Source organism: Paenibacillus sp. USDA918EY, assembly GCF_009870825.1.
Lineage (GTDB): Bacteria > Bacillota > Bacilli > Paenibacillales > Paenibacillaceae > Paenibacillus_AQ > Paenibacillus_AQ albilobatus.
On sequence record NZ_WTWY01000027.1, the window covers coordinates 30,403 to 51,968 of the forward strand.

General features: G+C 51.3%; 21 protein-coding genes and 1 other RNA gene. 20 read left to right on the forward strand and 2 right to left on the reverse strand.

Annotation, left to right across the window (positions count from 1 at the left end; all coding sequences use genetic code 11):
* Positions 1–30: 30 nt before the first annotated feature.
* A complete protein-coding gene (locus GQY55_RS29530) occupies positions 31–582 on the reverse strand; it encodes a GNAT family N-acetyltransferase (protein ID WP_160045519.1) in 552 nt (183 codons plus the stop codon).
* 320 nt (positions 583–902) lie between these two features.
* Here GQY55_RS29530 and GQY55_RS29535 point away from each other — a divergent pair, with 320 nt between their 5' ends.
* From GQY55_RS29535 to GQY55_RS29555, 5 genes are all read left to right on the forward strand, one after another.
* A complete protein-coding gene (locus tag GQY55_RS29535) occupies positions 903–1,328 on the forward strand; it encodes a DUF1934 domain-containing protein (protein WP_160045499.1) in 426 nt (141 codons plus the stop codon).
* The gene (gene argS, locus GQY55_RS29540; RefSeq protein ID WP_160045500.1) at positions 1,325–3,004 is read left to right on the forward strand and encodes an arginine--tRNA ligase; all 1,680 of its coding nucleotides are present in this window, start codon (positions 1,325–1,327) and stop codon (positions 3,002–3,004) included. The genes GQY55_RS29535 and argS overlap by 4 nt, the downstream gene beginning before the upstream one ends.
* Positions 3,005–3,243: 239 nt before the next feature.
* A complete protein-coding gene (locus GQY55_RS29545; RefSeq protein ID WP_160045501.1) occupies positions 3,244–3,909 on the forward strand; it encodes a response regulator transcription factor in 666 nt (221 codons plus the stop codon).
* A complete protein-coding gene (locus GQY55_RS29550; RefSeq protein WP_160045502.1) occupies positions 3,906–5,306 on the forward strand; it encodes a sensor histidine kinase in 1,401 nt (466 codons plus the stop codon). The genes GQY55_RS29545 and GQY55_RS29550 overlap by 4 nt, the downstream gene beginning before the upstream one ends.
* Positions 5,307–5,562: 256 nt before the next feature.
* Positions 5,563–6,471 (forward strand): replication initiator protein A, encoded by a 909-nt coding sequence (locus GQY55_RS29555; protein ID WP_236575948.1) that lies wholly within the window; start codon positions 5,563–5,565, stop codon positions 6,469–6,471.
* Positions 6,472–6,625: 154 nt separating this feature from the next.
* Here GQY55_RS29555 and GQY55_RS29560 read toward each other — a convergent pair whose 3' ends face one another.
* Positions 6,626–7,786: a S8 family peptidase gene (locus GQY55_RS29560; RefSeq protein ID WP_160045504.1), complete on the reverse strand. Its 1,161-nt coding sequence runs from the start codon at positions 7,784–7,786 to the stop codon at positions 6,626–6,628.
* 518 nt (positions 7,787–8,304) lie between these two features.
* Here GQY55_RS29560 and rpoE point away from each other — a divergent pair.
* The 15 genes from rpoE (at position 8,305) to GQY55_RS29630 (ending at position 21,341) form a co-directional block, all read left to right on the forward strand.
* A complete protein-coding gene (gene rpoE / locus GQY55_RS29565) occupies positions 8,305–8,865 on the forward strand; it encodes a DNA-directed RNA polymerase subunit delta (RefSeq protein WP_160045505.1) in 561 nt (186 codons plus the stop codon).
* A 211-nt stretch (positions 8,866–9,076) separates the two neighbouring features.
* On the forward strand, positions 9,077–9,253 hold the full coding sequence (locus GQY55_RS31690; protein ID WP_236575949.1) for a hypothetical protein: 177 nt from the start codon (positions 9,077–9,079) through the stop codon (positions 9,251–9,253).
* Positions 9,253–10,857 carry a CTP synthase gene (locus tag GQY55_RS29570; RefSeq protein WP_160045506.1) on the forward strand — a complete coding sequence of 535 codons (1,605 nt, stop codon included), beginning with the start codon at positions 9,253–9,255 and terminating at the stop codon, positions 10,855–10,857. Before GQY55_RS31690 ends, GQY55_RS29570 begins: the two co-directional genes overlap by 1 nt.
* 174 nt (positions 10,858–11,031) lie before the next feature.
* Entirely contained in the window at positions 11,032–11,415 is a 384-nt protein-coding gene (locus GQY55_RS29575) for a response regulator (protein ID WP_268895087.1), read from the forward strand.
* Positions 11,416–11,589: 174 nt separating this feature from the next.
* Positions 11,590–12,444 (forward strand): class II fructose-1,6-bisphosphate aldolase, encoded by an 855-nt coding sequence (fba, locus tag GQY55_RS29580; RefSeq protein WP_160045508.1) that lies wholly within the window; start codon positions 11,590–11,592, stop codon positions 12,442–12,444.
* A 210-nt stretch (positions 12,445–12,654) separates the two neighbouring features.
* A complete protein-coding gene (locus GQY55_RS29585) occupies positions 12,655–13,908 on the forward strand; it encodes a UDP-N-acetylglucosamine 1-carboxyvinyltransferase (protein WP_160045509.1) in 1,254 nt (417 codons plus the stop codon).
* 178 nt (positions 13,909–14,086) lie between these two features.
* On the forward strand, positions 14,087–15,424 hold the full coding sequence (gene rho, locus GQY55_RS29590; RefSeq protein ID WP_160045510.1) for a transcription termination factor Rho: 1,338 nt from the start codon (positions 14,087–14,089) through the stop codon (positions 15,422–15,424).
* Positions 15,425–15,453: 29 nt separating this feature from the next.
* Entirely contained in the window at positions 15,454–16,734 is a 1,281-nt protein-coding gene (locus GQY55_RS29595; protein WP_160045511.1) for a radical SAM protein, read from the forward strand.
* 110 nt (positions 16,735–16,844) lie between these two features.
* Entirely contained in the window at positions 16,845–17,042 is a 198-nt protein-coding gene (gene rpmE, locus GQY55_RS29600; protein WP_036714885.1) for a 50S ribosomal protein L31, read from the forward strand.
* Between the two features lie 205 nt (positions 17,043–17,247).
* An RNA gene (gene ffs / locus GQY55_RS29605) (signal recognition particle sRNA large type) lies at positions 17,248–17,515 on the forward strand.
* A gap of 321 nt (positions 17,516–17,836) precedes the next feature.
* A complete protein-coding gene (gene dnaX / locus GQY55_RS29610; RefSeq protein ID WP_160045512.1) occupies positions 17,837–19,582 on the forward strand; it encodes a DNA polymerase III subunit gamma/tau in 1,746 nt (581 codons plus the stop codon).
* Positions 19,583–19,633: 51 nt separating this feature from the next.
* Positions 19,634–19,945 carry a YbaB/EbfC family nucleoid-associated protein gene (locus GQY55_RS29615; RefSeq protein ID WP_160045513.1) on the forward strand — a complete coding sequence of 104 codons (312 nt, stop codon included), beginning with the start codon at positions 19,634–19,636 and terminating at the stop codon, positions 19,943–19,945.
* 28 nt (positions 19,946–19,973) lie between these two features.
* Positions 19,974–20,570 (forward strand): recombination mediator RecR, encoded by a 597-nt coding sequence (gene recR / locus GQY55_RS29620; protein WP_160045514.1) that lies wholly within the window; start codon positions 19,974–19,976, stop codon positions 20,568–20,570.
* A 165-nt stretch (positions 20,571–20,735) separates the two neighbouring features.
* Complete coding sequence (locus GQY55_RS29625) at positions 20,736–21,014, forward strand: DUF2508 family protein (RefSeq protein WP_160045515.1); 279 nt, start codon at positions 20,736–20,738, stop codon at positions 21,012–21,014.
* A 60-nt stretch (positions 21,015–21,074) separates the two neighbouring features.
* On the forward strand, positions 21,075–21,341 hold the full coding sequence (locus GQY55_RS29630; protein WP_160045516.1) for a pro-sigmaK processing inhibitor BofA family protein: 267 nt from the start codon (positions 21,075–21,077) through the stop codon (positions 21,339–21,341).
* The last annotated feature ends 225 nt before the right edge of the window (positions 21,342–21,566 follow it).

Sequence of the window (21,566 nt, forward strand, 5' to 3'; positions counted from 1 at the left end):
ACATGGTCAAAAGGATAGACCGCAAGCGGCCTATCCTTTTCGTTTGCTTTTTACTTCTTCCCATTCCTCGCGGAGCATCCCCATCCGGATCGAATCGTAAAAGACCCCGTTATACAGCCTGCATTTCCGCAGCCTCGCTTCCATCGTAAAACCCAGCTTTTCGCCGACCCGGATCATCCGGTGGTTGCCCGACCAGGTAGTAAACCCCACGCGGACCAAGGGGAGCGTTTCGAACAGCCTGTCGATCCACAGCGTAAGGGCACGGGTCCCGTAACCTCCGCTCCAGTAGGATGGGTGATAAATGACGATGCCCATTTCCAGCCAGTAGGAAGGTTTGTGCTCCCAATAGTAGCTGACCGTTCCGATCAGTTCCCCGTCCGCCTCGATAGCCCAAAAACTGTCCTGGTCTACCAGGTTTTCCTTATTGGCCGCATATGTTTCAAAGGGGACGGCCTTATGCTCGTAATATGGGGCATCCCATTTTTTCCACTCCGGCGCTTCTTCTTTTACGGATAGCTCCCATAGACGGGGCAGATCCTTCTCTGCAACAGGCCGAATCCGCAAGTTGCCGTCTTGATACATCGCCAAAAAAATCCTCCTTATGGCCGAGGTTTTGTTTGCCAAAACCGTAGATATCATGCATAAACAAGTTCTATTTCGCTATCGCCAAAGCCGAATCCTTTTATGAATCATCTTTCATCTGTGTCGGGGGTTTGCCGAATCCTGAAAGAATGGAAAGAATGGCAAGCGCGAAAGATGTATAATAGCTGAATGGGGAGGCGCGCGCAGCGTACGGATTCGGGCGCAGCGGCTTCTTCCTGTTGAATTGAACCCTTGAACTGGATATAGTATTACAATAGGAAGAAACACAATAGGAAGAAACAGAATGGAGCCGTAACGAAATGCAAGAAGCCAAAAAAGCGCGCATCCGTCTGCAAAGCAAGCAGGGCGAGGACGTCGTGCTGCAAGAGATGGCGGCCGAAGTATTTGAACGCGGCGGAGCGCTTTATCTCAAATATGAGGAGCCGGAGGCGGACCTGAACGGGAAAAAAACGCGGACGCTCCTGAAAATCACCCAGGACAGCTTGAAAATGATCCGGCACGGCGCGGTGGAATCGGAGCAAACGTTTCAGGAAGGCGCCATGCTGCCTGGATATTACCGGTCCCCGTATACCTCGTTTAATCTTTCGACCCGGACAAGCTCGCTTAAAATGACATGGACCCGCGGATTGTCCGGAACGGTTTCCTGGACGTACGATTTGTACGTGCATGAGGAATGTACAGGACATTTCGACATTAGTTTGCATATACAGGAGGATACGCAATGACAACCAACCCATTAGAACAGATCAACCAGCTGGTGGCCGAGGCGCTTGCCGACGCGGTGGTGGCCGCAGGCATCGCCAGCCGCGAGGAGCTGCCTTTGTTTGCGCTTGAAGTGCCGAAGGACAAGTCGCACGGAGACTTGGCTACGAATGCCGCCATGCAGCTGACCCGGATCGCGAAAAAGAACCCGCGCCAGATCGCCGAAGCGATTTTGGAGCATTTCGACATGAACAAAGCTTCTATTGAAAAAGCGGATATCGCCGGACCCGGATTCATCAACTTCACGCTGAACAAAAGCTATTTGTACCCGGTCATCCGGCAGGTTTACGAGCAAGGCGAAAACTACGGCCGCATTGACGCCGGACAAGGACAAAAAATCCAGGTGGAGTTCGTCAGCGCCAACCCGACGGGCAGCCTGCATTTGGGCCATGCGCGGGGCGCGGCCGTAGGGGATGCGCTGTGCAATGTACTTGATTTTGCCGGTTACGAAGTGACTCGCGAATATTACATCAATGATGCAGGCAACCAGGTGGAAAACCTGTCCAAATCGATTGAAGCCCGTTACCTCCAGGAGCTTGGCCAGGATGCCGAAATGCCGGAGGACGGATACCATGGCGAAGACATCAAAGGTTTTGCCAAGGAGCTGGTCGCCGAAAAAGGCGATTCCTTGCTGTCCATGGAACCCGGAGAACGTGCGGCGTATTTCCGGACCTACGGGCTCGAAAAGGAACTGGATAAAATCAAACGCGACCTGAACCGGTTCAGAGTCCATTTCGACGAATGGTTCAGCGAAACGTCGCTGTATCAAAGAGGTTTGGTCGAGGAGTCCTTGAACGAACTGAAAGCGAAAGGACAAGTATACGAACAGGACGGGGCGACTTGGCTCCGCACGACGGATTACGGCGACGACAAAGACCGCGTGCTGGTGAAAAACGACGGCACCTATACGTATTTGACGCCGGACATCGCCTATCACCGCAACAAATTCGAGCGCGGCTACGACCGTCTGATCAACATCTGGGGCGCCGACCACCACGGGTACATTCCGCGGATGAAAGCGGCCATGGAAGCAATCGGTTACGATCCGGAGAAGCTGACGGTATTGATCGCCCAAATGGTCAGCCTGTTCCAGAACGGGGAAAAGGTAAAAATGTCCAAACGTACCGGCAAAGCGGTGACGATGGAGGATCTGATGGACGAAGTCGGCGTCGACGCGATCCGCTATTTCTTTACGATGCGCAGCATGGACTCGCATCTGGATTTTGACATGGATTTGGCGATTTCGACCTCCAACGAAAATCCGGTATTCTACGTGCAGTATGCGCATGCCCGCATATGCAGCATCTACCGCCAGGCGGAGGAGCAGGGGATTACGCTGCTGCCGCTTGCCGAGGTGGATCTCAGCCTGCTGAATGCCGAGCATGAATATGACCTGCTCCGCAAGATCGGCGAGCTCCCCGAGGAGATTGCCGTCGCTGCGGCCAACTACGCTCCGCACCGCATGATCCGCTATGTGTATGATCTTGCGTCCTTGTTCCACAGCTATTACAGAGCGCAGCGCGTCATTACCGAAGACCCCGCCCAAACGCAAGCGCGGTTTGCCCTGCTTGGAGCCGTCCGCACGGTGATTGCCAACGTGCTGAGACTGGTCGGCGTTAGCGCGCCGGAACAAATGTAAGCACTTCGAAGCGGATCGACTGAACTTTCGGTAAGGAAGCTATAAATATACAAAAGCCCCTGTCCCGGCCGCCGGAATTATTTGTGAAATCCAGTGCCTGCGGACAGGGCTTTTTGTTTGGCGGACAATGGGGGCCGCTTGTTGAATTATAGAGGAAAATACCATTTATTGTAGAATACGACCAAATACGCTCGTTTGAATGCGTTTTGAATGATACAGGGGGAAGGGAGGATTTAAACGTGGCGACTATATTGGTAGTGGAAGATGAAAAACCGATCAATGACCTGATAACGATGAATTTGAGGCTGGTTGGGCATCAGTTTTTTAAGGCTTTCGGCGGAATGGAAGTGCCGCCTATTTTAGAGCGGGAGAAAATTGATCTCATTTTATTGGATGTGATGTTGCCTGAATTGGACGGCTTCGAACTGATGAGGCGAATTCGAAGCCTGAATATTCCGGTTATATTCATAACGGCCAAAGACTCTTTAGCTGACCGTATTACCGGTTTTGAACTGGGCGCGGATGATTATATTATTAAACCTTTTGAAATTTTGGAGATGCTGGCCCGAATCAATGTGGTGCTGCGCCGGAGTACCAAGGAGCAATCCACATTGATTATCGATGATGTCGAGATTCGTACGTTGGAGCGGCAGGTATATAAACTTGGTTGCGCCGTGGAGTTGACGGCAAGGGAATTCGAATTGCTCGACGTTTTGATCCAAAACCGAAATATTGCGTTATCGAGGGAAAAGCTGCTGGAGCTGGCCTGGGGGTATGATTATGAAGGGGAAACCCGCACGGTCGATGTCCATATCCGGCAGCTGCGCAAAAAATTGGGATGGGAAGAGCGGATAAAAACCGTCTTCAAGCTTGGATACCGTCTGGAAGTGCCGGGTGAGCCATGAGATTTTGGCAGAAAACATTGTTGGTCGTGCTGATTTTGTTTATTGTGGCCCTCGATGTCAGCGTCATTATGATTATGCATAAAAGCTGGCGGCTTAATATGGAAAGGGAGATGCAGAGATCTTCCAATGAGCAGGCATTAATCGCCAACAACATCTATGAGAATTTAAACTCGATCAAATCGCGGGGCATGACCATGAGCGGCGATGTATTGTTCGATGTAGCGCGCTCTTATGCAGATTATTATCTGAAGCAAAACATTTCCCTGCAATTGTGGGATCGGGAACAGCTTGTGTATGACGGGGCTTTAACGGCCGGGAAGCGGCAAGGCTTAGGTCAAACGAATACGGAGGAACAACATGCTCATGAAATTGTAACCTCGGGCGAGCTGCCTGCTCCGTATCAAGAATTGAAGCTGGTGTATAAACGGAATATTGAAGAACTGTACACCAGTCAAAAGGAATTGAACCGTTATTTTGTTTACGTTAATGCCATTGCCGGTCCGATTCTTGCTTTCTTGTTATATATTTTGATCCGTCAATTAACCAAACCTCTACGGCAGCTGTCCAGGACGACCCAAACGATCGCCGGCGGGAATTACAACGAGCGCGTAGCATTAAAAAAGAATGACGAGTTCGGGGAACTTGCGCAAAATTTCAACCAGATGGCGGAGGCCGTCGGAAGGCACGTCACCGAGCTTTCTGCGATGGCGGAGGAAAAACAGCGTATCGTTGATAATCTGGCCCATGAATTGCGCACCCCTCTGACAAGCATGCAAGGTTTTGCGCAGTATTTGAATTCAGCCCATATCAGCGAGGAGGAACGGATCACGGCGAGCGGGCACATCTGGAGCGAGACGCTCCGTTTGAAAAATTTAGCCTTCAAGCTGCTGGACTTGTCCGTTTTACGCCACCAGTCGGTAGAACGTATCCGTTTATCGGTGGATGAGCTGTTTCAATCTGTCCGGCAGATGGAACAGGGGAATCTAGAGCAAGCCGGCGTAAAGCTTGTCCTGCATAAGGCCATAGAGAGCGTATGGGGGGATCCAGACCTGCTTTCGTCGTTTCTGGTCAATTGTATCGACAATGCCATTCATGCTTCGGCGGAAGGCTCCGAAATCCGTTTGTCGGCTTATAAACAAGATTCAGCGGCGGTGCTGGAAGTTCGGGATTTTGGCAAGGGAATGAGCGAAAGTCAGGCTCAGCGGGCATTTGAGCCGTTTTACCGGGCAGACAAGGCCCGCACGAGGGAACATGGCGGGGCCGGTTTGGGATTATCCATCTGCAAACAAATAGCCGAGGCGCATCAGGCGCCATTATCCCTCGAATCCCGGGAAAATGAGGGGACCTGTATCCGCATCTTTTTACAACTCCATAACAACGAAGGCCTTACTCGATAACATCCTTGGTTTAAAGTATGGATTGGCCGGGCCTGGCCCATAAATGGAGGTTATGCAGATGAAAAACAAAACAAAAAATATTGTGTCGGCGCTTGCCTTTTGCGTCGTTTCCGGCGGTTTGCTTGCATTCAACGCGTATGCGGTCCCGAATATTGCAACGTTAACGCAAACCAAACCCGTTGTTCAACAGTCGTTTGCAGCGTCGGCAACGCAAGAGAAGCCGGTTGCAATTACGCTGGCAAGCAGCAAAGTTCCGGTGTTAAATGTAGAAGGGAAAGCCCCTGTCTCGACTGTGAACGATGAGCTGGAACGCACGATGACGGCTGAAGAGATGCAGCAAATATACAATTACATCGACAACAGCAAAGAGGTAGCGGAGAGTCGGAAAATGAGCGATCAAGAGATCAATCGGAGAAAAGCGTTGGAAGATCGATATGTCTATGACGGCGTCCGCCCCCAAAACAAGCTGCCTCTGAAACCAGGCGTTTCGAGCTTCTACTTTGACATAAGGAAAGATATTTGGATTTACCCTGACCGAGAGCTGACTGACGAAGAGCTGCTGCAGGCTATTGACTGGTCCTACCGAGTTGTCTTTGCTCAGTCCAAGAGGCTTCAAAGGCAGGAGCCAGGTGCGAAAGATATAGTAAAAGCAGAGGCATTGGCGATGGCCCGCGAAAGCGTGAGCAAGCTGTTTGATGCCGATATATCCAAAATGGAAGCGAGCGCCGCATTTAATAAATTTGGCCCGGAGCAAAAGGGAGAGTGGCTCGTCCATTTTCAGCCTTATAAAGTCCGCACACTGGAAGCAAACGGAAGTGCTTTTATGATGTATGATGTCATGATTGATGCATTGAGCGGGACAGTGATCGATACCACGATTATTAATTCGGCTTATAAAAGAACGCCGATTACATCCGTCATGAATAAGCAGATCAGACAAGATCCAAGCTGGATTGAAGCGGCCAAAGCCATTGTCGTCAAAAAACAGGGAGACACGCGCCCCATTCAAAAATCAACAATTATACAAGATCAAGTATATGATCAGCGCGGCGTTGTAGCCGTATCCATCGAAATGAAAGGCGGAAGCTCCTATACCGTGGAATTGCGTTATCCGGAAAAAACGTTGCGATGCCTGATTTACGAACCGGCGGCAAGCGGCAAATAAACTGAACGGCATGAAGCAAGGAAGGCTGTCCTCAGCCCGGTTTACGGGACGGGAAGACAGCCTTCTTTTTTAGGATGCAAGACATCCATGCCTCACTTGCATCGATAGAGCCTCTTTTGGCTTTCAGCCAAAACGAACGGTGTGGCATTTCGTATTATGGTTTGGGCTTTTTTTTCTTCATGCCTTCCTTCAGCAGCTTCAGCGCATTGACCTCCAGCCCTTCGACGGGGCGGCGTTGACCTTTACGGCTTTTGATAGGGGTGGCCGTTTGCTGCAGCAGCGCTTTGATCTCGTCTGGCATTAAATCCGGGTTTTGGGCAAGCAAAAGCGCAATCGCCCCGCTTACATGGGATGTGGCCATGGACGTGCCGCTCATCTCATGGTATTTCCCTTGAGTCCAGGAGGAGATGATTTTGTCTCCAGGCGCATAAATGTCAATGAACTCGCCCCTGTTGCTGAAGCTGGCGATCCGCCGGTGGCGGTCGGTTGCCCCAACGGAGATGGTTTGCGGATATTTGGCCGGATAGTCGATATTGCGCCGCTTCGAGTCATTGCCGGAAGAAGCGATGATCGATATGCCGGATACGTAGGCTTTGTTGACAATTTCGAGCAATGCCTTGCTGCGTGTTTTCATGCCGAAGCTCATGTTGATAATGTGCATTCGGTTTCGTATGCACCAGTCGATGCCCTGGATGATGTCGGACACGTAAGCCGAACCGTTATGGTCAAAGGCTTTGACCGGATAAATGGTTGCCCTCGGCGCGACGCCGATCATGCCTTCCGTGCTGTTGGCGGCAGCGATGGTGCCGGCGATATGGGTTCCATGCCCGTTGTCATCGAATGGCAGCATATGTCTGTTCAGCAGATTGATGCCTTTGGCGAGCGACCCTCGCAGGTCCGGATGATAATAATCCGCGCCGGTGTCGATGACGCCGATTTTGATCCGGTATCCGGTGGAGGTGGACCAGGCTTTGGGGGCCTGGATCTGCTTGACGCCATAAGGAATGCCCGGGCCTTGGCTGGTTTTGTTCGCCAGCGTATGGACTTGGACCAGGCTGTCCTCTTCGATCAGAATGTCGTTTTTATAAGGATCCAGATGTTTTGCGCTGCCGGACAGGGGTGTCAGAACCGCTTTAAGCGCACGGGATGTCGGCAGGTCTGGCCAATCGGGATGAAGGGCTTTTAACTCCTGCAATGTTAGTTCAAATGCATCATAATGCCGGGGATCGGCGAAGGTAATGATCCGTTTCGCTCCGGACGGTGCGGGACTCTCCATGTCTTCAAGCAGCATCTGTATCAATCCGGTGTAGTCCATATTGGGCAGTCCCCCTCATAATGAACCCTGCTTTTGCATTGTATGTGGGAGGGCGCCGCTTCGAGTGGGAACTTGCCCTTGTTTGCTCATAAGAATCGATAATTTTTTGCGAAAATCGTCCGAAGCTTGTCGGTGGAAGGGGAGACCCAAGTCGGTGCGGAGCGATCTTTTGGAAAAGGAACGAGTGTAAACGTTTTTTGCGTAAATAGGCCCCGCCCTCAATGGCAAAACAAACCTCTGGACATAAAATAAATGGAAGAGACTTCAGGGCTCTTTCAAAATTCCCGGCAGGGAAAGCCATGTCCGGGCGGATACAGTCAAAGGGCAGGGGTGACCCTGCCTTTTTCCATTCACGCAAAGCCCCGAAATTCCCGGATAAAAACTTGCAATTTGTTTATAAATAGGTTTTACTTAGTTTTGATAATGGATATGTTGTTATAAAGCAGGATGTTATACGGGCTGAACAACTTCAAGATTTCCGTATAAGTTGAACATTGCGTGAGAGGAAGTGTCCGTTAGTGAGTAACTCACTCCAATTAAAGCTGGACCCTGAAAAAATCAGGGAAATGCCATTGGTGGATTTGGCCTTTGCCGTTTTGAAGGCAGCGAATACGCCATTTTATTACCTCGACTTGATGAAAGAGGTTGCCAAGCTTCGCGGCTTGACGGAAGAAGAAATCAAAGAAACCGTTGCGCAGCTATATACAGAAATTAACATCGACGGCCGATTTGCATGCGTTGGCACCAACCTTTGGGGGCTGAAACGCTGGTATCCGATCGACCGTTCGGAGGATCCGATCTCGAGCTCGAAACGTCCGCGCATCATTAACGATGACGACGACGAGGATGAGGACGACGAATTCGTCGATGAGGACGACAGCTTCAGTCCGGACGACAGCGACGAAGATTTCGACCGCATTGACGAAGATCATGACGATATTTACTCCGACGACGATTCCGACGACGACCTTGAGGACGAAGGCATCATCGAAGACGAAGAGCTGGAAGATGAAGACGAAGACCTCGAAGAAGAGGATGAGGATCTGGGCGACGAGTCGGAAGACGACGATAAATATTAATCCGTTTGCCATTCTCTCTTGACAGGGGACAAGGCAACGAGTAAACTATTGCATGGGCTTATGATTGAGATTCAAATATGCGTAAAATAATAAAAAGTGCCCCGTCCTACGGGTGTCACTTTTTTTGTTTTTAAGAGGCAAAACGGGCCGCGTTTTAAGCTGTTTTGCTTCCATAGAATGGACTCGCTCGTTAAAAGTTCACTCTATATAGATGCCGGATTACCTCACTGTGCCATTTGATTTCAAATGGCGCATTGTTGTTCAAGCGGACGGTAAAGGCAATATTCCCGGCGCGGCCGTTTTTCGGGTGGAAATCATGAAAAAGGGTTACGCTAAACATCATATGTCGCCTGAATTTACTGGAACTTTAATAGGAGGGTTTTTATAGTGACAAAGTACATTTTTGTGACGGGCGGGGTTGTGTCATCCCTGGGTAAAGGGATTACTGCGGCTTCTCTGGGCAGACTGCTGAAAAACAGAGGATTAAAGGTTACGATCCAGAAATTCGATCCTTATTTGAACGTGGATCCGGGAACCATGAGTCCGTACCAGCACGGTGAAGTGTTCGTCACCGACGACGGAGCCGAGACGGACCTCGATTTGGGGCACTATGAGCGTTTTATCGACATCAACCTGTCCAAGAACAGCAACGTCACGACAGGCAAAGTATATTCTTCCGTTATCAGCAAGGAACGCCGCGGCGAATACTTGGGCGGTACCGTGCAGGTTATTCCTCATATTACGAATGAAATCAAAGAACGCGTATTCCGCGCCGGCCGCGAAGCGGGATCGGACGTCGTTATTACGGAAATCGGCGGTACGGTAGGCGACATTGAAAGCTTGCCGTTCCTGGAAGCCATCCGTCAAATCAAAAGCGAAATCGGACGCGAAAACGTCATGTACATCCATGTGACGCTGATTCCTTACATTAAAGCTGCCGGCGAAGTGAAAACGAAGCCGACCCAGCACAGCGTGAAGGAGCTCCGCAGCATCGGGATCCAGCCGAACGTCATCGTTTGCCGCACCGAGCATGAATTGTCCGCCGACATGAAGGCCAAAATCGCCCTCTTCTGCGATATCGACGAAAGCGCGGTCGTGGAGTGCCGCGATGCGTCCACGTTGTACGAAGTTCCGCTGAATTTGCGCGACGAAGGTTTGGACGAAATCGTGGTCAACTACTTGAAGCTGACGACGCCGAAACCGGACATGACCGAATGGGAAAGCCTCGTCGACCGGATCAACAAGCTGGAAAAAACGGTGGAAATCGCAATCGTCGGCAAATACGTCGCTCTTCACGACGCTTATTTGAGCGTGGTCGAATCGCTCTCCCATGCCGGTTTTGAAGCAAACTCCGACGTCAAAATCCGTTGGGTCAACGCGGAAGAAGTCACCGACCAGAACGTGGAAGAACTGTTGGGCGGAATAGGCGGCATTCTCGTTCCGGGCGGATTCGGAGACCGCGGCATCGAAGGGAAAGTTTCCGCCATTCGTTATGCGCGCGAGAAGCAAATTCCGTTCTTCGGCATCTGCCTCGGCATGCAGGTATCGGTTATCGAATATGCGCGCTCCGTGCTGGGCATGGATGACGCCAACAGCTCGGAAATCAACCCGGCTACGCCGTATCCGGTCATCGACCTTTTGCCGGAGCAAAAGGATATCGAGGATCTGGGCGGCACGATGCGCCTTGGCCTGTATCCGTGCAAGCTCGCCGAGGGTTCCCTGGCGATGAACTGCTACAATGACGAGCTCGTGTACGAAAGACACCGTCACCGTTACGAATTCAACAACCAATACCGCGAAGCGATCGAAAAAGCAGGCCTGCGCATTTCCGGCACCTCCCCGGACGGCCGCTTGGTCGAAATCGTGGAACTTCCGGACCATCCGTGGTTTTTGGCCGTGCAATTCCATCCGGAATTCACTTCCCGCCCGAACCGTCCGCAGCCGTTGTTCCGCGAATTCGTCAAAGCATCGATTGCGCATAAAACGATATAATCCGCCATTTGAAAAAACGGACCTTTACAGGTCCTTTTTTCATTTTTGCGCAGAGGCAGGAATTCGTAACCAGAGGGCGAATAACATAAACTGGATATATGGCGTGCTAATTTAGGAAATCGATGGGAATTGTAGATAGGCAGGGTCAGGCTGATGTTGGGAGGTTTGCCAAAAGTGGACAAGAAGAAAGTGTTGATTGTCGATGACCAGAACGGAATACGCATTTTATTAATGGAAGTGTTCAACAGCGAAGGTTATACGACGTATCAGGCGGCGAACGGCAAGATCGCGCTGGAGATCGTAGAAAACGATGCGCCCGATCTGGTGTTGCTCGACATGAAAATCCCGGGGATGGACGGACTGGAAATTTTGAAGCATATCAAGGAAATGAACCCCGCCATCAAAGTGATCATGATGACCGCCTACGGCGAGCTCGACATGATCAAGGAAGCGACCGAGCTGGGAGCTTTGATGCATTTTACCAAGCCGTTCGACATCGATGAAATGCGGGTTGCGGTAAACATGCAGCTGAAACACAATCCTGTTCAATCCGGGTAACGGGAGAGGATTCTGCTTAGGCAGAATTCTTTTTTTGCCTTCGTCTATCAAGGGGTACGGGTTATTTTCAAATGCTTGTTTAGCATTTGTAACATGATGTGGTATAATAATCCCGAATAAGAGAAGTCGGCTTTAAACCATAGACAAAACGATGACTTTAGGAGGATTGAAACCATGCCATTGGTATCGATGACAGACATGTTAAACAAGGCGCTGGAAGGGAAATACGCGGTAGGTCAATTCAACATCAACAACCTCGAATGGACTCAGGCGATCCTTCTCGCTGCTGAAGAGGAGAAATCTCCCGTGATTCTCGGCGTATCGGAAGGCGCTGCCCGTCACATGAGCGGTTTCTATACGGTAGTGAAGATGGTCGAAGGCCTTATCCATGACCTGAAAATTACGGTACCTGTAGCGATTCACCTGGACCATGGCTCCAGCTTTGAAAAATGTAAGGAAGCGATCGATGCCGGATTTACGTCCGTCATGATCGACGATTCCCACAGCCCGATCGACCACAACATCGAAACGACGAAAAAAGTGGTTGAATATGCGCATGCCAAAGGCGTTTCCGTCGAAGCTGAAGTAGGTACGGTCGGCGGACAAGAAGACGATGTTGTCGGCGGCATCATGTATGCCAAGCTGGAAGAATGCGTCCGCATCGTCAAAGAAACAGGCATCGATACGCTTGCTCCTGCGCTTGGTTCCGTCCACGGGCCTTACCATGGCGAACCGAACCTTGGATTCAAGGAAATGGAAGAAATCAAAAACGCGACGCAAATCCCGCTCGTCCTTCATGGCGGCACGGGCATTCCGACGCATGACATCCAAAAAGCCATCTCTTTGGGCACATCCAAGATTAACGTCAACACCGAAAACCAAATTGAATTTACAAAAGCCGTCCGTGAAGTGCTTGCCGCAAAACCGGACGTTTATGATCCTCGTAAATACATCGTGCCTGGACGCGATGCGATCAAAGCAACCGTCATCGGCAAGATCCGCGAATTCGGCTCCAACAACAAAGCGTAAAAACGGCGTTTCGTTGTTTCTGTGCTTTGCCGCACAAGAGAGCTTACGTGTTGTTTGATAAGAACATGGGCAGCCCCTGCGCAGGGGTTGTCCAATTGAATAGGTTGGAATGGAGAGCACACCGCTTAGCCGGTGTTTTTCCATTTCATCCGCCAAAATTAACACCAACGATTTTGCTGCTGCGAAGTAAGTGGGGGGAACCTGAAACGTATGGAAAAATTGATGATAAGTGGTGGACGCCCACTTCATGGCGCCGTGTCGATCAGCGGGGCCAAAAACAGCGCCATTGCCCTGATTCCTGCCGCGATTTTGGCCGAGTCCGAGGTCGTGCTCGACAATTTGCCGCTTCTTAGCGACGTGGCTGTATATGCCGAGATATTGGAGGAGCTGGGTGCGAAAGTGTCGTGGAAGGAAAGCCAGATGAAGATCGACCCTTCCGATATCAAATCGATTCCAATGCCAAACGGCCCCGTCAAAAAATTAAGAGCTTCTTATTACATGATGGGAGCTATGCTTGGCCGTTTCAAAGAAGCGGTCATCGGTCTTCCCGGGGGCTGCAACTTCGAACCTCGCCCGATCGATCAGCACATCAAAGGATTTGAAGCATTGGGCGCAACCGTGACCAATGAACATGGCGCGATACACCTTCATGCCAAAGAGCTGAAGGGCGCCAAAATTTATTTGGACGTATCCAGCGTGGGTGCGACGATTAACATTATGCTGGCGGCTGCCAAAGCCAAAGGCTCCACAATTATCGAAAATGCGGCCAAAGAGCCTGAGATTATAGATGTAGCAACGCTTCTTAATTCCATGGGCGCCGTCATCAAAGGAGCGGGAACGGAAACCATTCGCATCGAGGGCGTTTCCGAGCTTCGCGGCTGCCGCCATTCCATTATCCCGGACCGGATTCAAGCGGGCACGTACATGATTGCCGCAGCCGCCACCCGCGGGGATGTACTTATCGACAATATTATTCCCAAGCATCTTGAAGCGCTGACGGCCAAGCTGATCGAGATGGGCGTACAAATCGAGGAGCTGGATGAAAGCATCCGCGTCATCGGCCGTCCGAACTATGGGCATGTGGATGTGAAAGCACTGATTTATCCAGGATTTGCTACGGATTTACAATCCCCGATGACCAGCTTGCTGACGCAGGCCGAAGGCGTTAGCGTGCTGAGCGATTTTGTCTACAGCAACCGGTTCAAGCATGTGCCGGAGCTCGTTCGCATGGGCGCGAAAATCCGGGTGGAGGGCCGTTCGGCGATCATCGAGCGAAGCCGCCTGAACGCGGCCAAAGTAAAGGCGACGGACCTTCGGGCCGGAGCCGCGCTGGTCATCGCCGGCCTGACGGTCGAAGAAGGCGTTACGGAAGTCACCGGGGTTGAATTCATCGACCGGGGCTACGATCATTTGGTAACGAATCTTCGGCTGCTGGGCGCCGACGTATGGCGCGAAAAGGAATAATCATTTTGCGGAAGGGGATTACGCGGATCTTCACGAATCATTAAGGAAAACGATTTTTGAAGCAAACTGCATATCTCCTTCCCATTTGGGTAATGCTATCCTAATAAGGATTTTCATAGACTGCTAGAAACAGCATTCGGACCCACAGGACTTATAAAATTGAATAGGTGGTTATTACATGGATTTGCAAATTGCCGATTTGGAAGAAATGAAGCTGACCGATCTGTATAAGCTTGCCAAAAAGTATCAGATCCCGTATTACGGCCAGCTGAAGAAAAAAGAGCTGATTTTTGCCATTTTGAGGGCACAGGCAGAGCATAGCGGACTCATGTTCATGGAGGGGGTTTTGGAAATCCTCCCGGAAGGGTACGGCTTCCTCAGACCGATCAACTATTTGCCGAGCACCGAGGATATTTACATTTCGGCCTCGCAAATCCGCAAATTTGATCTCAGAACGGGAGACCTGGTTTCAGGGAAATGCCGTGCGCCTAAAGAAAACGAACGATACTTCGGTTTGCTGCAGGTTAATGCAGTCAATGGAGAGAATCCGGAAACGGCCGCGGAACGGCTTCACTTCCCTGCGCTTACACCTCTTTATCCGCAAAAAAAGCTCGCGCTTGAAACATCCCCTAACCATTTGTCTACACGGATTATGGACTTGCTCGCTCCCGTCGGTTTGGGACAGCGCGGGTTGATCGTCGCACCTCCGAAAGCAGGTAAAACGCTCCTCTTAAAGGAAATTGCCAACAGCATCTCTACCAACAATCCCGAAATCGAACTGTTTGTACTGCTCATCGACGAACGTCCCGAAGAAGTGACGGACATGCAGCGTTCCGTTAAAGGAGAAGTGGTTGCTTCCACGTTTGACGAACTGCCGGAGAATCACATCAAGGTGGCGGAGCTTGTGCTTGAGCGTGCCCTTCGGCTGGTGGAGCATAAGAAGGATGTCGTTATTTTGATGGACAGCATCACCCGTTTGGCGCGCGCCTACAACCTGGTCATTCCGCCATCGGGACGCACGCTGAGCGGCGGTATCGATCCGGCGGCATTCCATCGTCCCAAGCGCTTTTTCGGCTCGGCCCGGAATGTCGAGGAAGGCGGCAGCCTGACCATTTTGGCGACGGCGCTGATCGACACCGGTTCGCGGATGGACGACATCATCTACGAGGAATTTAAAGGAACGGGGAACATGGAGTTGCATTTGGACCGCAAATTGGCGGAGCGCCGCATTTTCCCTGCGATCGATATTCGCCGTTCAGGCACGCGTCGTGAAGAAGTGCTGTTGACGAAGGAAGAACTGGATACGATCTGGGCGATCCGCAAAAATATGAATGAATCGGCCGATTTCGTGGAAGGTTTCTTGAAAAAGCTGCGGGACTGCAAAACGAATGCGGAATTTTTGGCGTCTTTTGACGTCAGCGGCGTAGGAAACGGCAAAAGCTCCGGCAGCGGCCACGGCGGCAGCGGGAACCGGAGAACCTCAAGGCCGGCAGCCGCTTCGGTTCCGCTGACATAAATACTTTTACAAACAAAGAGGAGAACACCATGTACCTGGTATATGCAGATGAGAAAGGCAATGTATACGACCATCCTTCGATTTACGGGCTTGCCCGCAGCGGCGACATGATCGTGGAAATTTTGGAGGATGAGCTGATTCCGCTGCCGGAAGGGGCCACGCTGGTGGGTCTGCCGAATACGCGGGCGATCGGGATGGACCCGGAAACCGGGGAAATGATGCCGCTGCCCGGCGAGGCGCAAGCCGTTGGGGCGCTTCTTCCTCAAGGCTATACCCGACTGTGTCTGCCCGGCTACGTGAAGACGGATAAAGAATATAAGCTGCCGCTGTTCGGCTATTCCGCCGTCGTGTGGAAGGATGGCCGGTTTTACACGACCGCCCGACTTTCCGACGATCCGGAAAAATGGAATCCGCTCAATTGCGACCTTGATGAACTTAAATTGGGCGTCAAGAACCTCAGACAGAAATATCCGGACAACCGGCTGTATGAGCATTTGTCCAATTGCGCGCTTGGTTACGAATGCCTGACGGCCTCCAATACGTTCCTTAACCGCTGGGAGGGCGCTGTTCCGGTATCTTATTCGTGCAATGCGGGCTGTTTTGGTTGCATTTCCGAGCAGCCGGACGATAGCGGTTTTGTGGCGCCGCAGACGCGCATGAACTTTAAGCCGACGGTGGAGGAGCTCGTTCAGATCATGCTCGAGCATCTCAAGACGCCGGAGTCCATTATCAGCTTCGGGCAAGGTTGCGAAGGCGAGCCGTCGACGCAAGCCAAAATCATTATCGAGGCGATCCGGGAAGTTCGCTCCATCACCGATATGGGATACATTAACATCAATACGAACGCGGGATTGACGGATTTTATCCGCGGCATCGTGGATGCCGGGCTCGACCTGATGCGGGTGAGCACGATCAGCGCGCTGGACGATCATTATAACGCGTATTACAAACCGCGCAAATATACGCTTGCGAATGTCGAGAAATCGCTGAAGTATGCGGCCGAACAAGGGGTTTACACCTCGATCAACTACCTTATTTTCCCCGGCGTGACCGACCGTGAAGAAGAAATCGAAGCGATGATCGAATTCATCCGCCGTACGGGACTAAAGCTGATTCAAATGCGCAATCTGAACATCGATCCGGAAAGTTACCTGGAACTGATTCCGCCTGCCAAAGGGGAAATTCTAGGCATGAAGCAGATGATCGAAATTTTCCAGGCGGAGCTGCCGGACGTCGTTATCGGTTCCTATACCCATGTGCCGCCCGAGGGCATGAGAAGGCCGAAGAAGCCTGTTTTGGCACGGGACTAACAGATTCTAACATTTCGTTGATTATTGTGTTTGTCCCTGTTATAATATGATTATTGTGTCATTATAACTCTGTGTACGCATGAGACCCAGGGCAAAAAGAGGTGAAAGACATGAAACAAGAGGTTCAACCAAAATACCACGTAACAACCGTAACATGTGCTTGCGGCAATACGTTCGAAACAGGTTCCGTTAAAGAGGATCTGCGCGTGGAGATTTGCTCCAACTGCCATCCGTTCTTTACAGGCAAACAGAAATTCGTGGATGCCGGCGGCCGTGTTGATAGATTTAAAAAGAAATACGGTATCTAATACGCATACAACCAATCCCTTGTCCGCTTTTGCGGGCAGGGGATTTTTTCTGTTCCATGGCGGTGGCGCCCAGGTCTCTTTAACGTAAGTTACATTGTGTGAGGAGCGGTAAAGGTTGTGAATGGCCGAGCTCTAAAGCATGGTTCGGCAGCCAACTTTTGCTGCGGGTTGCACTTTGTCCTGAAATGAACTATACTATTCCTTGCCGTGCTAGACGGGGAGGTAGCGGTGCCCTGTAACTCGCAATCCGCTGTAGCGAGGTTGAATTCCTGTTAGAGGTTTTGTTGATGTGAGGTTTGGTCCCTGCGTGCGTCGTTGACGGTTGGGTCCTCCGCAATGAGCACTTGTGAACCTGGTCAGGTCCGGAAGGAAGCAGCCATAAGCAAGCCCGCTCTTGTGCCGGAGGGTGGCCTAGCCCGAGGCGTTACGCAGGGGTGCCGCTTGGATCACAATTATCAATAACAGGTGCACGGTATTACATATCGTGAATCGGTAAGCATCTTTGCTTTTGCAAGGATGCTTTTTTGTTTTAAGCTGCAGGACAAAGCCTAAAGTTTTATGAATCGTTCCCTTGCGTGTTCAATAAAAGTTTCCCTTCTCTGGGGTTTGAATTTGTGTGTCGTCGCGCCGATAAACGTCTTTATTAAAAGCGCCTTCTTATGCCCTTTTTGGGCCGGTTGCCAAAAAAAGCGAATTCACCAATGTCGGCTGGACGTTTTGTATAAAGCCGGATTATAGTATAATGATGAAGCGACGAACATGAACGCAAGGGAAGTTGAAAGAGGGTATAGCAAGTGAAACATATAGCGCTCTACCGTGCCTGGCGGCCGCAGTCGTTCGGGGACATGGTTGGACAACAGCATATTATTCAGACGCTGCAAAATGCCATTCGCGAGCAGCGGGTTTCCCATGCTTACCTGTTCAGCGGTCCGCGCGGAACCGGTAAGACGACGACCGCGAAGGTGCTCGCCAAGGCGGTTAACTGCGAACGGGGTCCGGCACCGGAGCCGTGCAACGAATGCGAATCCTGCCGTAGAATAACGGCCGGGGCGGTCATGGATGTGCAGGAGATTGACGCCGCCTCCAACCGGGGCGTGGAGGAAATCCGCGACCTGCGCGAGAAAGTAAAATATGCACCGACCGAAGTTCGGCAAAAGGTGTATATTATTGACGAAGTGCATATGCTGACGACAGAAGCGTTTAACGCGCTGTTAAAGACATTGGAGGAACCTCCTCCACACGTCATGTTTATATTGGCGACGACGGAGCCTCATAAGCTTCCGGCAACCATCATTTCGCGCTGCCAGCGTTTCGATTTCCGCAGGGTATCCCTGGAGGAGCAGACGCAGCGGCTTGCGCAAATCGCCCAAGAAGAGGGGATGGAAGCCGAAAACGAGGCCCTTCAGTATATAGCCCGCTTATCCGACGGGGGCATGCGGGATGCGCTCAGCATTTTGGATCAGATTGCATCCTTTACGGGCGGTCATGTATCCTATGAACAAGTGCTGAGCATGACCGGCGGCATCGCTTCCGAACAGTTCGGCAGACTTGCCGGCGCCATTCAAAAGGGTGATGCAGGCCATGTGCTGCAAATCGTGGAAGGTTTCATGCAGGAGGGCAAAAGCGCCGACAAGTGCATGGAGAACCTGCTGTATTACTTCCGCGACCTGCTCATGATCCAAATGATTCCGAACGTCACCCAGTTGACGGACCGGGTGCTTCATCCGGAGGAATATAAGGAAATTGCGGCTTCTTTTTCGAGGCAACAACTGTTTCATATGATTGAAACCTTGAACCACTATCAAAGCGAGATGAAGTATTCTTCCCAGCCGCAGACATTGTTTGAGGTAGCCCTGTTGAAGCTTTGCGGCATTCCGCAAGGAGCTGCTGCCGGATACGAACAGCAGCAGGCCCAGCAGCCGTCCGCGGCGCCTGCAGACTCCGCCGAAGTGAACCAGTTGAAGCGCCAGGTGGCGGCGTTGGAGAAGAAGCTGGAGAAGCTCATTCAAAGCGGTTCAGCGCCTTCTTCCGGCACTTCCTCGGGAGCCGCTGCCCGATCGTCCCAGCCGGCTCCGCGGATGTCTTCCGCAGCCAAAATACCGGCGAACCTTGATCAGTTCCTGGCCGGCAAGAACAGCCCGGAATTCGTAGAAGTTCAGCGGCAATGGGGACAGGTCCTTCAGGGCGTCAAGGATGAGAAGGTAACCGTTCACGCCTGGTTTATGGACGGGGACCCGGTATCGGTGTTGGAGGATGCGGTGTTGGTAGCTTTTAAAAATAACATCCACCGCGAGACGACGGAAAAGCCCGCCAACAAGCAGGTCATCGAAGGCGTGCTGCATGACAAGCTCGGCAAGCCTTACCACCTGGTCACGATGATGCAGAGGGACTGGGCGGCGGCCATTGAGGGCGCAGGCACCCAGCAGAAAGAGGAGCTGCAGCTGGAGCATGAGCACGAGGGCAAGGACCCGGACGAAAAGCCATGGATTGATGAGGCGCTCCAAATGTTTGGAGAAGATCTCGTGATCATAAAAGATTAACCCGCGCATGTTGCGCGCCAATATTCCATGAACAAAGAGGAGACGATACTTATGAATAATATGAACCAAATGATGAAACAGGTTAAAAAAATGCAAGAGCAAATGCTGAAGGCCCAGGAAGCCCTCGCAGACAAAAAAGTCGAAGGCAGTTCCGGCGGCGGCGTGGTTACGGTTGAGGTAAACGGACATAAGAAAGTGCTGTCCATCACGATCAAGCCGGAAGCGGTCGATCCGGACGACGTTGAAATGTTGCAGGACCTCGTGCTTACGGCCGTTAACGACGCATTGACTAAAGCCGACGACATCGCCAACGCCGACATGAGCAAGTTCACGGGCGGCATGAAAATTCCGGGCTTGTTCTAATTGAAGGCAGAAGGAGAGGCCTAACGATTTGTATTATCCCGAACCGATCGCCAAGCTGATCGACGCATTTACGCGACTGCCGGGGATTGGGCCGAAAACGGCGGCCCGCCTGGCTTTTCACGTGCTTAATATGAAAGAAGACGACGTCATTGATTTTGCCAAGGCGCTTGTCAGTGTGAAGCGCAATCTCCACTATTGCTCTGTTTGCTGCAACATTACGGACACCGACCCCTGCCGCATCTGCCAGGATAAAACCAGGGATCCGTCCGTCATATGCGTGGTGCAGGATCCGAAGGATCTGGTAGCCATGGAGCGAACGAAGGAGTTTAACGGCTATTACCACGTTCTTCAAGGCGCCATTTCGCCGATGGAGGGGGTGGGCCCGGATGATATCCGGCTGAAGGAGCTGTTGACGCGCCTCAGCGATGAACGCGTGAAGGAGCTTATTTTGGCGACGAATCCGAATATTGAAGGCGAAGCGACCGCGATGTACATTTCGCGACTCGTCCGTCCTTTTGACCTCATCGTTACGCGGATTGCCCATGGCCTGCCGGTAGGCGGCGATTTGGAATACGCCGATGAAGTCACGTTGTCGAAGGCGCTGGAGGGCCGGCGCCAATTGTAATCATGGATTTTTTTGTATGGAACAATGAACGAAAAAATGAGGGGGAGTCCCATTTGGGGCTTCCTTTTTTGGTTCTAAGTTTGTCCTCCGGCTCGTATGAATGAAAGTGGAGAGCGGGCGAAGCCGGCTTTGCCATTTCAATTTTACGGATAGGGGGCTTGCTTCATGGGATGGTTTCGAAACAATAACCCGAAAGCGCCGGCATGGCAGCTAAAGCAGAAGCAGGATGAGGAAATGGCGGTGTTTATGGATGTGCGGAGGGCTCAAGCGGAATGGGAGCAGGCAAGGCATTTTTTCGAGCAAGCAGTGGGAGAGGAACAAATCGATTATGCCATTTACATGCTGGAAGCGGCGGAGCTTAAATACCAGATGCATTTAAGGGCTGCCAAGCGGATGGGGCTGAATCGCATTCAGCTTCCGGTCCAACAAAGGGCAGAGGCTTAACGGTCGTCCATTTGTTTATATTGGAAGCGACGTTCCGCTAATACGAAGGAGGGGAAAAGAATGAAGCTGGTCGTCATGGGAATAATGACGGTATCCTTGCTGCTGCTTTTGTTGATCGTGTTCAGGAAAAAAATCGGCTTCGGTTGGTTAACGATGTTCGGTACGCATTTGGTGCTTGCGGCGCTGGGGTTATACCTGGTGAATTTCTCGGGTTTGATCCCGGAGGTGTATATTCCTCTGAATCCGACTACGGTGGGGACGGTCATGGTTTTAGGTCTTCCGGGAGTGGCGCTTTTGTTCGGTTTAAAAATAACTTTAATGGGGTAGTTGACGGACGTCCGCATTCTGTGGTAAATTAAATCTCGCCCCTTTCAAAAAGGTACAAGCTTGCCGGATCGGTAAGCAAAGAAAAAAGTTTTTTAAAAAAAGTGCTTGACGAAATGATGGGCGACATGATATATTATAAGAGTTGCTGCTGCGATAAAAAACAGCGGTGAAAACGAAAGAATTTGATCTTTGAAAACTGAACAACGAGTGAGATTAGACCTTGCT

Excerpts from the sequence above, each read along its gene's own strand:
- GQY55_RS29530 (WP_160045519.1), bottom strand. The coding sequence starts at position 582 with ATGTATCAAGACGGCAACTTGCGGATTCGGCCTGTTGCAGAGAAGGAT.
- GQY55_RS29535 (WP_160045499.1), top strand. The coding sequence starts at position 903 with ATGCAAGAAGCCAAAAAAGCGCGCATCCGTCTGCAAAGCAAGCAGGGC.
- argS (WP_160045500.1), top strand. The coding sequence starts at position 1,325 with ATGACAACCAACCCATTAGAACAGATCAACCAGCTGGTGGCCGAGGCG.
- GQY55_RS29550 (WP_160045502.1), top strand. The coding sequence starts at position 3,906 with ATGAGATTTTGGCAGAAAACATTGTTGGTCGTGCTGATTTTGTTTATT.
- GQY55_RS29560 (WP_160045504.1), bottom strand. The coding sequence starts at position 7,786 with ATGGACTACACCGGATTGATACAGATGCTGCTTGAAGACATGGAGAGT.
- GQY55_RS31690 (WP_236575949.1), top strand. The coding sequence starts at position 9,077 with ATGCCGGATTACCTCACTGTGCCATTTGATTTCAAATGGCGCATTGTT.
- fba (WP_160045508.1), top strand. The coding sequence starts at position 11,590 with ATGCCATTGGTATCGATGACAGACATGTTAAACAAGGCGCTGGAAGGG.
- GQY55_RS29585 (WP_160045509.1), top strand. The coding sequence starts at position 12,655 with ATGGAAAAATTGATGATAAGTGGTGGACGCCCACTTCATGGCGCCGTG.
- rho (WP_160045510.1), top strand. The coding sequence starts at position 14,087 with ATGGATTTGCAAATTGCCGATTTGGAAGAAATGAAGCTGACCGATCTG.
- GQY55_RS29595 (WP_160045511.1), top strand. The coding sequence starts at position 15,454 with ATGTACCTGGTATATGCAGATGAGAAAGGCAATGTATACGACCATCCT.
- rpmE (WP_036714885.1), top strand. The coding sequence starts at position 16,845 with ATGAAACAAGAGGTTCAACCAAAATACCACGTAACAACCGTAACATGT.
- GQY55_RS29615 (WP_160045513.1), top strand. The coding sequence starts at position 19,634 with ATGAATAATATGAACCAAATGATGAAACAGGTTAAAAAAATGCAAGAG.
- GQY55_RS29625 (WP_160045515.1), top strand. The coding sequence starts at position 20,736 with ATGGGATGGTTTCGAAACAATAACCCGAAAGCGCCGGCATGGCAGCTA.
- GQY55_RS29630 (WP_160045516.1), top strand. The coding sequence starts at position 21,075 with ATGAAGCTGGTCGTCATGGGAATAATGACGGTATCCTTGCTGCTGCTT.